Source organism: Qipengyuania qiaonensis (assembly GCF_019711515.1).
Taxonomy (GTDB): domain Bacteria; phylum Pseudomonadota; class Alphaproteobacteria; order Sphingomonadales; family Sphingomonadaceae; genus Qipengyuania; species Qipengyuania qiaonensis.
Window position 1 is genome coordinate 119,305 of the sequence record NZ_JAIGNO010000008.1, and the last position, 11,541, is coordinate 130,845.

At 62.1% G+C, this 11,541-nt stretch carries 14 protein-coding genes and 1 pseudogene; 2 read left to right on the forward strand and 13 right to left on the reverse strand.

Features of this window, described 5'->3' with window-relative positions; translation table 11 throughout:
- A complete protein-coding gene (locus K3174_RS12770) occupies window positions 1–1,272 on the reverse strand; it encodes a lipopolysaccharide biosynthesis protein (RefSeq protein ID WP_221559085.1) in 1,272 nt (423 codons plus the stop codon).
- Window positions 1,273–1,288: 16 nt separating this feature from the next.
- Window positions 1,289–2,098 (reverse strand): NTP transferase domain-containing protein, encoded by an 810-nt coding sequence (locus K3174_RS12775; protein WP_221559095.1) that lies wholly within the window; start codon window positions 2,096–2,098, stop codon window positions 1,289–1,291.
- A 65-nt stretch (window positions 2,099–2,163) separates the two neighbouring features.
- Here K3174_RS12775 and K3174_RS12780 point away from each other — a divergent pair, with 65 nt between their 5' ends.
- The gene (locus K3174_RS12780) at window positions 2,164–2,886 is read left to right on the forward strand and encodes an Nmad3 family putative nucleotide modification protein (protein WP_221559097.1); all 723 of its coding nucleotides are present in this window, start codon (window positions 2,164–2,166) and stop codon (window positions 2,884–2,886) included.
- Here the strand turns inward: K3174_RS12780 and mmsB are convergent.
- From mmsB to K3174_RS12810, 6 genes are all read right to left on the reverse strand, one after another.
- Window positions 2,873–3,739, reverse strand: a complete 867-nt coding sequence (gene mmsB, locus K3174_RS12785; RefSeq protein WP_221559108.1) for a 3-hydroxyisobutyrate dehydrogenase — start codon at window positions 3,737–3,739, stop codon at window positions 2,873–2,875. The two genes, K3174_RS12780 and mmsB, sit on opposite strands and share 14 nt — an antisense overlap.
- The gene (locus tag K3174_RS12790; protein ID WP_221559111.1) at window positions 3,736–4,089 is read right to left on the reverse strand and encodes a hypothetical protein; all 354 of its coding nucleotides are present in this window, start codon (window positions 4,087–4,089) and stop codon (window positions 3,736–3,738) included. The genes mmsB and K3174_RS12790 overlap by 4 nt, the downstream gene beginning before the upstream one ends.
- 1 nt (window position 4,090) lies before the next feature.
- Window positions 4,091–4,885, reverse strand: coding sequence for an enoyl-CoA hydratase-related protein (locus K3174_RS12795; protein ID WP_221559113.1), 795 nt, complete (start codon window positions 4,883–4,885; stop codon window positions 4,091–4,093).
- Between the two features lie 112 nt (window positions 4,886–4,997).
- On the reverse strand, window positions 4,998–6,044 hold the full coding sequence (locus K3174_RS12800) for an enoyl-CoA hydratase/isomerase family protein (RefSeq protein WP_221559115.1): 1,047 nt from the start codon (window positions 6,042–6,044) through the stop codon (window positions 4,998–5,000).
- A complete protein-coding gene (locus K3174_RS12805) occupies window positions 6,041–6,430 on the reverse strand; it encodes a VOC family protein (protein ID WP_425594436.1) in 390 nt (129 codons plus the stop codon). The genes K3174_RS12800 and K3174_RS12805 overlap by 4 nt, the downstream gene beginning before the upstream one ends.
- Window positions 6,427–7,572 (reverse strand): acyl-CoA dehydrogenase family protein, encoded by a 1,146-nt coding sequence (locus K3174_RS12810; RefSeq protein ID WP_221559116.1) that lies wholly within the window; start codon window positions 7,570–7,572, stop codon window positions 6,427–6,429. The genes K3174_RS12805 and K3174_RS12810 overlap by 4 nt, the downstream gene beginning before the upstream one ends.
- A 137-nt stretch (window positions 7,573–7,709) precedes the next feature.
- Between K3174_RS12810 and K3174_RS12815 the strand changes: the two genes are divergently transcribed.
- Window positions 7,710–8,102 carry a hypothetical protein gene (locus tag K3174_RS12815; RefSeq protein ID WP_221559117.1) on the forward strand — a complete coding sequence of 131 codons (393 nt, stop codon included), beginning with the start codon at window positions 7,710–7,712 and terminating at the stop codon, window positions 8,100–8,102.
- Here the strand turns inward: K3174_RS12815 and K3174_RS12820 are convergent, their stop codons facing one another.
- The 5 genes and pseudogenes from K3174_RS12820 to K3174_RS12840 form a co-directional block, all read right to left on the reverse strand.
- A complete protein-coding gene (locus K3174_RS12820; protein ID WP_221559126.1) occupies window positions 8,103–8,492 on the reverse strand; it encodes a RidA family protein in 390 nt (129 codons plus the stop codon).
- Window positions 8,489–8,797 carry an I78 family peptidase inhibitor gene (locus K3174_RS12825; protein ID WP_221559128.1) on the reverse strand — a complete coding sequence of 103 codons (309 nt, stop codon included), beginning with the start codon at window positions 8,795–8,797 and terminating at the stop codon, window positions 8,489–8,491. Before K3174_RS12825 ends, K3174_RS12820 begins: the two co-directional genes overlap by 4 nt.
- Window positions 8,798–8,808: 11 nt before the next feature.
- Window positions 8,809–9,282 carry a hypothetical protein gene (locus tag K3174_RS12830; protein ID WP_221559130.1) on the reverse strand — a complete coding sequence of 158 codons (474 nt, stop codon included), beginning with the start codon at window positions 9,280–9,282 and terminating at the stop codon, window positions 8,809–8,811.
- Window positions 9,283–9,311: 29 nt separating this feature from the next.
- Window positions 9,312–10,808, reverse strand: a complete 1,497-nt coding sequence (locus K3174_RS12835; RefSeq protein WP_221559155.1) for a CoA-acylating methylmalonate-semialdehyde dehydrogenase — start codon at window positions 10,806–10,808, stop codon at window positions 9,312–9,314.
- A gap of 100 nt (window positions 10,809–10,908) precedes the next feature.
- Window positions 10,909–11,412, reverse strand: a pseudogene (locus tag K3174_RS12840) (pyridoxal-phosphate dependent enzyme); the annotation flags it as partial.
- Window positions 11,413–11,541 lie beyond the last annotated feature (129 nt).

Consider the following 11,541-nt stretch of genomic DNA (forward strand, 5'->3'; position numbering starts at 1 on the left):
TCAGCCCCTTGGCGGCAATTCGGGTTTGGGCTTCACCGTGATGGTGATCTGGGCGAGCGAGATGATCGCGACCCAGAACCCGATCACGGATAGTGCACTGGAACCTAAAACGGTTAGGGCTGCGCCCTTCAGCCCGTTCCAGCCCATCGCCACCTCCAACAGCGCCAGGGACAATAGGGTCGGTACCGCTCGCATGACGAATGCCGTTCCTGCGCGGCCTGCGCTGACCAACAAGGATTCAAGGCTCGCGCCGACAAGTTCGATTGCACCCCCTATGGCGAGAATGACCATCGCCCAATAGACTACACCGAATTCGTCTCCCGCGATTACATCGAGCGCCCACCGACCGAAGAACAGGGTTACCAACACCGCCAGTACCCCGGCCACCAGGGCGATATTGGCCATGCGGCGGGCCATGTCATGAGCGGTGTCCTGCGCGTGGACAAGCTCCGGATAGATGGCTTTCGAGACCGCTTGCGCCAAACTTACAAGCGCTTGTCCCAGTTGGCTGGCGACGCGGAACCCACCTGCTGCAGTCTCGCCGCCGATCGCGCCGACCAGCAGGATCAGCACCTGTTTCGCACCGACATTGAGGCTGCCCGACATGTTGGTCGACCAAACGAAACGCCAGGCACCCGGGTGCGCGGCGGGGATATGCTTCAGGCTGATGCGCGTAAGGTCGATACGCTCCAACCGGCCCGCGGCGATCCAAAGAGCTAGGGCTACCGCAATCTCCGCGGCGGCCCACGCAAAGACGAAGCCGCTGACCGTCGGCATGGCGATGGCGGCAAGCACTGCTCCGGCGGCGCGAACGATCGGCTGGACCGTCTCGGCTGCCGTGGCCGTGGCATAAGCGAAGCGCAGTCGCAGAATGCCGATAGGCGTTGTGCGGATCGCCAGTAGCGAGATCACGCAATAGCCGAACGCAATGGGCAGCAGGTCGGGAGGCAGCGGCAACCATAAGGGGGCAGTCGAGACCAGCACCGCCGCGAGTACGAGGCCGAGCAGGACCGAAAGCATGTCGAGCGCGATGGCGAATCCGGTCGCGTCGGCCGGGCCGTCCGCTTCCGCACCCCAGCGGACCACGAACTGCCAGGTCTGGAAATTGGCAAGGCCGGTGACTGTTTGCCCCAGCGCGAGGATGATTGCGAAGTAGCCGAAGCCGTCCAGTCCCAGCGTCCGCGTCGCAAGTGCCAGATAAACGATACTCAGCACGGCATTGACGCCGCGCCCCGTCAGGAGCCAGCCGATATTGCGGATCAGGCGCTGCATAGTGCCGGTGTCGGCGTCAGGCTGTCGCGAGCCGCTTCAACAGCAGCTTTTCGGTGACTTGGAATGTGCGCTCGTTGTCCACGTCGATGGCACAGTAACCGTGGCTCATCTCGATCGGGATCATAGCAAAGCCGAACCGGCGCGAGACCTGCGCGAAGATTTTCTCCTTGGTGCCCCAGCCGAGGAAGAAGCGGATCAGGTTGATCACACCGAATGCTTTGGCGATCCGTTTGGGGTACTTCACGAATTGCCCACCGCCCCGCATGATCTCGGCAGCTGCGAGAGCCTGGGCATTCCCGATCCAATAAGCATTGCAATTCGAATAGCCGCCGTCGGAGAATTCGTAGAACTTTGCCTGGCCGTGCGGATCGGCGGCCATCACGTTTTCCTTGCGCGCCAAGGCTGCTGCGGCTCCGGCCTGGCTGGCAATCGCCTTGTCGGCAAATTCGGTGAAATCTTCCGGCAACCACAGGCAATTGTCCGCCGTGGTGATCAGCATCGGATAGGTTACGCCCTCGGCGCCTGCGAAAACGCTGTCGACGAGGTTGAATGCACCCGGTTTGAACTGCAAGCGCCCATCTTCCATGAGCTTGGCGATCGAGGGGATGGAGGCGATCTCGTCGGCGTCGTGCGCAACGATGCGAATCTCCCCGATACGTGGGCTCTGCGCCGCATTCATCACCACGCGCTCGATCATCGGCATGCCGCCGACCGGGACCACGCACTTCTGGGCAACGCCTGCACGTTCGGCGAGCGGATCGAGAACGCCCGAACGCTTGCCGGCCATGATCAGCGCGGTGACCTTGCCATCGTTTTCACTAGTCATGGGCGGCCAGATAGGACTGAAAGCTGTGCTTGTCACTGTTCGGCCGTTCGGGCACGTGCGCCCGCATGCGGATCGTCTTTTCTCGCAAGGGTTTCGATAGCGCCGCTGGCGGCGGGCCGTCGCCCATAGTGGACGGGAGGCCGGTGAGCTTGCCGATCCCGGCAGGCGCGGCCTCGCGGACGACCTATCGCGATCTCGGGCTGGCAGAGCAGGCAGAGAGGGCGAGCCGCGGCAAGGTCGGCGCGGACGACCTTTGTCACCATGACCCGATGTTTCTCGACAACGGGATCTGCCTCTTCGGCCAATGTGGAGCGGCGCAGACGCATCTCGCCAATCGCGGAGTCGGGGTGGGCGATATCTTCCTGTTCTTCGGCCTGTTTCGTGAGAAGGGCGGCGATCCCCATCATCGCATATTCGGCTTCCTCGAAGTCGAGCGGATCATCGATCTGGCCGACGGCGTGCCCGGCGATCTGGTCCGGCGCGGCCATCCCCATGCGCTTGCATTGCATGCCTCGAATAACGTGGTCTACGCAGGTCCGGGTCTGCAGGCGGCGCGGGCGAGTGACGCGCTGCGCCTCACGGTTTCCGGAGGGCCGGTATCGCTATGGAACCGGCCGGCGTGGCTGAAAGCGGGCGGCTTGAGTTATCACGACCGCGCCGATCGCTGGCTGCGGGGTGGGCGGCTCAGAAGCGTAGCCAGAGGTCAGGAATTCGTCGCGGATGTCGGACGAAGAAAAGCTCCGCGCGAGTGGCTGGCGCGGGTATTGTCCGAAATCAGAGCGTCTTGATGATCGCCGAAAAATCGAGCCCGGCATTGTCCTTGGCGAACTGCTCGTAAAGCTCCCCGGCGTGGCGACCGAGTGGGATGGAAGCATCGGCGGTCTGTGCCGCTTCCATCGCAAGGCGCAGGTCCTTGAGCATCAGTCCTGTAGCAAAGCCGCCCTGATAATCCTTGTCCGCCGGGCTTTCGACGCCGACACCGGGCATCGGAGTATAGGCGTTCAAGGACCAGCAATAGCCCGAGGACTGGCTGGAAATCTCGTAGAATTTCTGCGGGTCGAGGCCGAGCTTTTCAGCCATTTTCATGGCTTCCGCTGTGCCGATCATCGAGATGGCGAGCAGCATGTTGTTGCAGATCTTGGCGGTCTGGCCCGCGCCTGCATCGCCCGCGTGAATCACGGCCTTGCCCATGGCGTTCAGCACCGCTTCGGCGCGCCGGAAAGCCGTGTCCGTGCCGCCGACCATAAAGGTGAGCGTACCGCCATTGGCTGCCGCGATCCCGCCCGAAACAGGGGCGTCGACCATGTCGTAACCTGCGTCAATCGAGCGTATAATTACGTCCCGAGCAGTCGCTACATCGATGGTCGAACAGTCGACGAACACCGCACCGTCCGGCGCTTTCCCGATTACGCTGCCTTCATAGACCGATTTCACGATCTGGCCGTTGGGCAGCATCGTCACGACCGCTTCGACGCCCATTACGGCTTCGGCGGCATCGGTAAAGGGTGTGCAGCCATTGTCCCTGGCCGTCGCAAGCGCTTCTTCGCTGAGATCGAAGGCGTTCACCTCGTGCCCCGCCTTGACGAGGTTGGCGGCCATCCCGCCGCCCATATTGCCGAGGCCGATGAAGGCGATTTTCATATCAGGTCATCCATGTGCTTGTTATCGCCGAGCAAGATCGACGCGGTGTCGCCATCGTGTTTCCATGCCAGGTAAGTGAGGTATGGCAGCAGGAAGCCGGCGCCGCCCAAAAACGCGACGAGGGCCAGAGCCAGCCCGGCGACCGAAAAACGATTGCGCCAAGCCGTCCAGCTTGCCGAGAGAAACAGCATCATCATGAAGTCGAGGTTGAACTGACCGGGCCAGTTCCATCGCATCATGTCGCCGAAGAAAAAGGGAAACAGGTTGATGCCATATTCGGCGATGACGTGGCCAGTGTAGACGGCCAGAGCGCCCCAAAGGAGCATCAGAAAAAGGTAGAAGGGCTTCATCCTACCGACCCTTCCACTTGCCCTCGCGCTTTTCGACGAAGGCGGCCATGCCTTCCTTCTTGTCTTCGCTGGCTGTCAGGATCTGGAAGATACGGCGTTCGACGATCAGGCCCTGATCCAGCGAGGTTTCGAAAGCGGCGTTGACCATTTCCTTGTTCGCGATGGCGGCCATCGGTGGCATTGCAGCGATCTGCGCGGCGGTTTTCATGGCTTCATCGAGCAGGCTGTCATGCGGCACCACGCGCGCGACGAGGTTGGCGCGTTCGGCTTCCTCGGCGTCCATCATGCGGCCGGTGAGGCACATTTCCATCGCTTTCGACTTGCCGATGGCCCTGGTAAGGCGCTGCGATCCGCCCATTCCCGGTGCGACGCCGAGCTTGATTTCGGGCTGGCCGAACTTGGCGTTTTCCGACGCGATGATGAAATCGGCCATCATGGCGAGTTCACAACCGCCACCCAGCGCGAAGCCGTTCACCGCGGCGATCCACGGTTTGCGGGTCTTCCTGACGATCTCGCTGGTCCAGGGGCTGAAGAAATCCTCGAGATAGAAGTCGGCCGCTTGCTTCTCGCTCATTTCCTTGATGTCGGCGCCCGCGGCAAAGGCCTTGTCGCCCGATCCCGTAAGCACGGCGCACAGCTGGCCGCTGTCGGCCTGATAGGCGGCGAAGGCCGCGATCAGTTCTTCCAGAACCTTGCTGTTCAGCGCGTTCAGCGCTTTGGGGCGATTGAGCGTGATCAGTGTGACGGCCCCATTCGTATCTGGGCGCTGTTCGACTGTGATGGTTTCGTAGCTCATATAGTCTCCGTCATCGCGAGGAGCCGCAGGCGACGCGGCGATCCATTGTGCAGTTCCATGGATTGCTTCGCTTCGCTCGCAATGACGCGTCAGGGAGCAATCCGCGTTTCATTCAATTCAGCGGTGTCCATTCCTCAGCTTCCGGAAGTGGGGCGAAGATGCTGTCGAGCAGTTCCTCGCTCACACCTTCGGGCGTGGCCGGATCCCATTTGGGATCGTTGGTCTTGTCCACGATCACCGCGCGGACGCCTTCCGCGAAGTCGGGGCGTACCAGCACGCGGCTGGCGACGCGGTATTCCATCCGCATATTGTCGGCGAAATCGTCCAGCTTCCCGCTTTCCGCAAGCTGGCGCAGCGCGACCTTGCAGGTTTGCGGGCTCTTGGTGCGCAAAGTGGCGAGTTCCTTGGCCGCCCATTCGCTGTCGTCGCCTTCGAGGCTGGCCAGAATGCCTTCGAAACTGTCGGCGGCGAAGTGTTTCTTGATTGCGGCTTCATTGCTCTCGATCCGCGCTTCCGGTGGTGTCTGGCCAAGCGCGCTCAGGACTCGTCCAGGCTCGTGCCCCGCAGCGATGCGGGATTTGGCTTCGGTCAGGTCGGCCGTGTCGAGATAATGCGTTGCAATTCCCGCCCAGACGCATTCCGCGCCGTCGAGCCGCGCGCCGGTGAGCGCCAGGAACTGCCCGAGCCGACCACCAAGGCGCGACAGATGCCAGCCGCCGCCAACGTCCGGGAACAGCCCGATCCCCGTTTCCGGCATGGCGAAGCGTGTATGCTCCGTCGCGACACGATATTTGCACGGCATGGCGATGCCGACCCCGCCGCCCATGGTGATGCCGTCCATGAACGCCACGATGGGCTTGGCATATTCGAACATCTGGTGGTTGAGCTGGTACTCGTCGTGGAAAAAGGCGCGGCCGCTCTTTCCGCCGTCATTGAGTGCCGAATTGCGCAGCAGGTTGATATCCCCGCCAGCGCAGAACCCGCGTCCTTCGGCATGGTCGAGGATGACGGTCTGGATATTGTCGTCATCGGCCCAGCCGGTCAGTGCCGCGCTCATCGCGTGGCACATGTCGAGCGTCAGCGCATGCAGCGCCTTGGGGCGATTGAGAGAGATATGGCCGGCATGGCCGTGAGTGTGAATGTTGACCTCTTCGGTCATGCGGCCTTCCTGTGTTCGATCAGATCCCAGCGGTTGCCCCAAGGATCATTGAAGACCGCGACCGTTCCATAACGCTCACGACGCGGGCTTTCGGTGAATTCCACACCCCACGCGGTCATCCGGGCATGGGTGCTAGCGAAGTTGTCGGTATGAAGGAACCAGCCGACGCGCCCGCCAGTCTGGTTGCCAATTGCAGCGCGCTGCTGTGCATCCGCCGCACGCGCGAGCAACAGTTTGCCGCCATGCGATCCGGCCATCACGACCCAACGTTTAGTCCCTCCAAGATCGCTGTCCTCTTGCAGCGCGAAACCCAGTGCATCGCGGAAGAAGGCAATCGCCTCGTCGTAGTCGGGCACCATGAGAGCCGTCATGGCTAAGCTGGTCACTGGCGCAGCATTTCCCGGCCCACGATCATGCGCATGACCTGATTGGTGCCTTCAAGGATCGAGTGGACGCGCAGGTCGCGCCAGAAGCGTTCGATCGGATATTCCTTGAGGTAGCCATAGCCGCCGAACAATTGCAGCGCATTGTTCACGACATTGCTGCCGCTGTCGGTCGCGAGGCGTTTGGCCATGGCGGAGAACTTGCTCTTGTCGGGCGCGTTGTCGGTGACCTTGGCTGCCGCGAGGTAGAGCAGGGCGCGCGCCGCTTCCAGTTCTGTGGCCATGTCGGCAAGCATGAACTGCGTGTTCTGGAAATCGGCTATCGGCTGGCCGAATTGCTGGCGTTCCTTGGTATATTTCACCGCTTCATCAAGGCAGCGCTGCGCCCCGCCGAGCGAACAGGCGCCGATATTGAGGCGGCCCCCGTCGAGCCCTGCCATGGCATAGCGGAAGCCGTCGCCTTCGGGGCCGACACGATTGGCCACGGGCACCCGCGCATCCTCGAAGATCAGCTGCGCCGTCGGACTGGCATTCCAGCCGAGCTTCTTTTCGGGCTTGCCGAAGGAAACGCCCGGCGTGTCCTTGTCGATGACGAGGCAGGAGATGCCCTTCGTCTTGTGCTCGCCGGTGCGGACCATAGTCACGTAAACATCGTTGAAGCCGCTGCCCGAAATGAACTGCTTGGTGCCGTTGAGGACGTAGTGATCGCCGTCGAGCTTCGCCGTGGTTTTCAGTCCTGCCGCATCGGACCCGCTGCCCGGTTCGGTGAGCGCGTAGCTGGCGACCTTGTTCATCGTGACGAGGTCGGGAAGGTATTTTGCCTTCAGGTCATCGCCGCCGAAGCGGTCGATCATCCAGGCGGCCATGTTGTGGATCGAGATGAAGGAGCTGGTCGCCGCACAGCCATAGGCCATGGCCTCCATGATCAGGGCCGCTTCGAGCCGCCCGAGGCCGATGCCGCCCGATTCCTCGCTGACATAGATCGCGCCGAAGCCAAGCTCGGCGCTTCGTTTGATCACGTCGATCGGGAAGTGGGATCTTTCGTCCCATTCTCCGGCGAACGGCGTGATGTTGTCGGCGGTGAAGCGCTGCGCCATTTCCTGGATCTGCAGCTGTTCGTCGGTGAGTTGAAACTGTCCGGCCATGAGCGGGCGTGTAGCGCCAGCCGCGACGCTAGGAAAGGGCTACCCCGACGTTACCGCGGTTGCGCAAGAAAGTTCGACATTCGAAGTCGAATTCGACAGTATGTAACCTTCCGCAATTCTTTATCGTATTTGTTGGCGTGAAACAGCGAACTGCGACTCTCCTGATGGTCTACAATGCGGACTCGGGCATCTTCAATGCTCTGACCGATGCAGTGCGCAAGACCGTTTCGCCGGACACTTATGAATGCTCCTTGTGTGCCGTAACATACGGCATGGTCTCCATGCGGCGCGACTGGCGAAAGTTTCTCGACAGACTTCCGGTGGAGAAAAAGTTCTATCATCGCGACGATTTTTCGCGCGATTATCCGGACCGTCCCATTCCGTTGCCAGCCATACTGCTCGACCGCGGGGATCGCGATCCGGCAACGCTTGTCGGGAGCGAGGAACTGGGCAGGATCACCGACCTGTCCGAGTTGATCGAACTGACGCAAACGCGGTTGATGCGGAACGGGCTCGCACCCACGCATTAGTTACGAAGGGGCGATCAGAGCCTCCGCCTCGATTTCGACTTTCCATTCGGGTCGGCAGAGCCAGGCAACGCCGGCCATGGTCGCGGCGGGACGGGCCTTGCCGAAGAAGCGGGCATGGACCGCGCCCACAGCCTCCTGGTCGGCCGGGTCGGTCAGCAGCATTCGGGTGCGCACGACGTCTTCGGCCGTACCGCCAAGTTCCTCGATCGCCCTTAGCATCAGTACGAAACAGCGTTCGGCCTGGGCGGCGGCGTCGCCCTGCGTGGACGATCCGTCATCCTCGACCGGCCCGGTGCCCGCAACGACGATGCGACGACCGTCGCGCACGGCGCGGGCGAAGCCGAACTGCGCTTCGAACGGAGAGCCGGTAAATGCGTGGCTGCGGGTCACCCGCAGGTAATCTCGGTGATCTTCCGGGCTTCGTCGTATTTCACGTTCACGCGATCGGGCCGGTAATCCATCGTCCAGGCGCTGTTCGGCGAGCCCCAGCGCAGGGTACGGGCGCCGCTCTCCTTGAGGATGGCTGCCCCCATCGCTTCGGTCGCATCGTGACCGATATGGTACTGGGCCGGCGCAGCATCGCATTCACCGGCATTCTCGACGGGGGGCTGGTCCGCAGGCGCGGCAGGTGGTTCGGACGAGGCCGCACATGCGACAAGCGGGGCCGCCAATACGCCAAGGGCGAGGATACGCATTCGAAATCTCCCTATTCGCATTTGATGAGGGGTATGGGATCGAACTGTTCTTCCGCATCGACGGCGGACGGCGTCAACGTCCGGCCATCTTTCGACAAGGTGAACATTCGTGCCATCTGCCATCGTTCGCCTTCGCCCTCCATGGTCAAGGATACGACGATCCTTTGCGGGCTGTCGACTTCGACGCGGGTCACGTCGCCATGCGATTCGTAGAATTGCATGGTTTCGGGGCCGATATCCGTCCGCATCGTGGATGCGGGTGCGCAATTGCCGTCCGCGGTATCCCATACGCCCAGGAATGCGACGGGAATGCTGTCTGCCGTTACCGGCTCCGGCGGTCCCGCCCCGTCGCCGATCCCGCCATCGGGCTCGACCACCAGACCGGTTTCGGACGCGTCTGCTTCGCCGGGACTGTCCGGTCTATCGGAGCAGGCGGCAATCGCGAGTGCGAGCGGTAGGGCGGCGGCGAAAGTTATGCGCTTCATCATTCCCTCCCAACGCTCATGCTGCATCCCTATCCCATCGTCGGTATGACAAAGGCGTTCGAGCCATCGCCACCGCCGTCGGGCCAGCGCTGGGTGACCTTCTTGGCCTTGGTCCAGAATTTGAGACCTTCCATGCCGTACTGGTCGGTATCGCCGAAGCCCGACCGCTTCCAGCCGCCGAAGCTGTGATAGCTGACCGGGACGGGGATAGGCACGTTGATCCCCACCATGCCGACATTGACCCGGTGCGCGAATTCGCGCGCGGCATGGCCGTTGCGAGTGAAGATCGCCACGCCGTTGCCGTATTGGTGCTCGCTCGGCAGACGCACGGCGTCCTCGAAGTCCTTGGCGCGGACGATCTGGAGGACGGGGCCGAAGATTTCTTCCCGGTAACTTTCCATGTCGGTGGTGACTCGGTCGAGCAGGGTGGGTCCCACGAAGAACCCTTTCTCGTAGCCCTGCAGGGTGAAGCCGCGCCCGTCGATGACGACTTCGGCGCCTTCCTTCTCGGCAGTGTCGATCCAGCTTTCGACGCGCGCCTTGTGTTCGGGTGTGACCACCGGGCCGTAATGCGCGTCCTTGTCGGTCGAGACGCCCACCCTCAGGCCATTGATCGCCGGGATCAGCTTTTCGCGGAGGCGGTCGGCGGTATCCTCGCCAACGGGAACCACGACCGGCAAGGCCATGCAGCGTTCGCCGGCCGATCCGAACGCGGCCCCGGCCAGATCGTTTACCACCTGATCGAGATCGGCGTCGGGCATGACGATGCCGTGGTTCTTCGCGCCGCCCATGGCCTGTACGCGCTTGCCCGCGGCAACGCCGCGCTTGTAGACGTAATGCGCGATGTCGGACGAACCGACGAAGCTGACCGCGGCGATGTCCCGATGGTCGAGGATCGCGTCGACCATTTCCTTGTCGCCATGGACGACCTGCAGCAGGCCTTCGGGCGCGCCTGCTTCGAGGAACAGCTCGGCCAGGCGTACAGGCACGCTGGGATCGCGTTCCGAAGGCTTGAGAATAAAGGCGTTTCCAGCAGCGATGGCCATGCCGAACATCCACATCGGGATCATCGCCGGGAAGTTGAACGGGGTGATGCCCGCGCCGATGCCCAGTGGCTGCCGCATCGAATAGACATCGATGCCCGGGCCTGCGCCCTGTGTATATTCGCCCTTGAGCGCCTGCGGGATGCCGCAGGCATATTCGATTACCTCGAGCCCGCGCTGCACGTCGCCATGCGCGTCATCGACCACTTTGCCATGCTCGCTCGCGAGCAGTTCTGCCAGTTCCTGCTTGTTCGCTTCGACCAGCCGCTTGAATTCGAACATCACGCGGGCGCGCTTCTGCGGATTGGTGGCCGCCCAGTCGGGTTGGACCTTTTTCGCAGCGGCCACCGCCTTGTCGAGCAAAGCGGCATCGCCAAGCGCGACCTCGGCCTGCACTTCGCCCGTGGAAGGGTTCCATATCTGGTGAGTACGGGAAGCGGAGCCGCCTCCGCCGCCGGCGATGAAATGGTCAACCTGGCGCATCATAAATCCTCTCTTGCTTTGGCAACGCGCCATACGCGCCAGAGGTCCGAAATCAACCGGTATCCGGCAGAAACTTTATGGGCCGACCGCTGCCAGCCGGCTATCCGGCCGCAAAAGTGCCAGTCTCGAAGAAATGAGCGATCTTGCGGCGTTGCGGGAGGATGTCGATCCCCCGCTGAGCAAGCCAGTCGGCATCGAAAATCGTATCGGAATAGCGCGCGCCATCGTCGCACAGGATCGATACGATCGATCCTTTCAACCCACGTTCGGCCATTTCTGCGGCAATCTTGGCGCAAGCCCACACATTGGTTCCGGTAGAGCCGCCGCAACGACGTCCAAGTCTTTCGCTCACTTCGTGGGCAGCGGCAATAGAACAGCTGTCGGGCACGGGTTCCATCCGGTCGATCACATCGGGCAGAAAGCTGGGCTCGACCCGCTGACGGCCGATGCCTTCGATATGTCCCGAGGAGCCGTCGGCACGTTCGATGGATCGGTCGGCCCAATGGAGATGAAAAACCGAGCCTTCCGGATCCGCGACGCATACCCGCGTGTCGTAGCGATTATATCGTGCGTAGCGTCCGATTGTGGCCGAAGTGCCGCCAGTACCCGCTCCGCATAGTCGTAGGTGTCGGCGTTATCCGGACGTTGGGCAGACTCTAGGGTCTGTGGGGATTCATTTTGAATTGAGGATTGCGGCGGCGAGGTAGATCATGGCGGCGAAGCTCTGATCGGT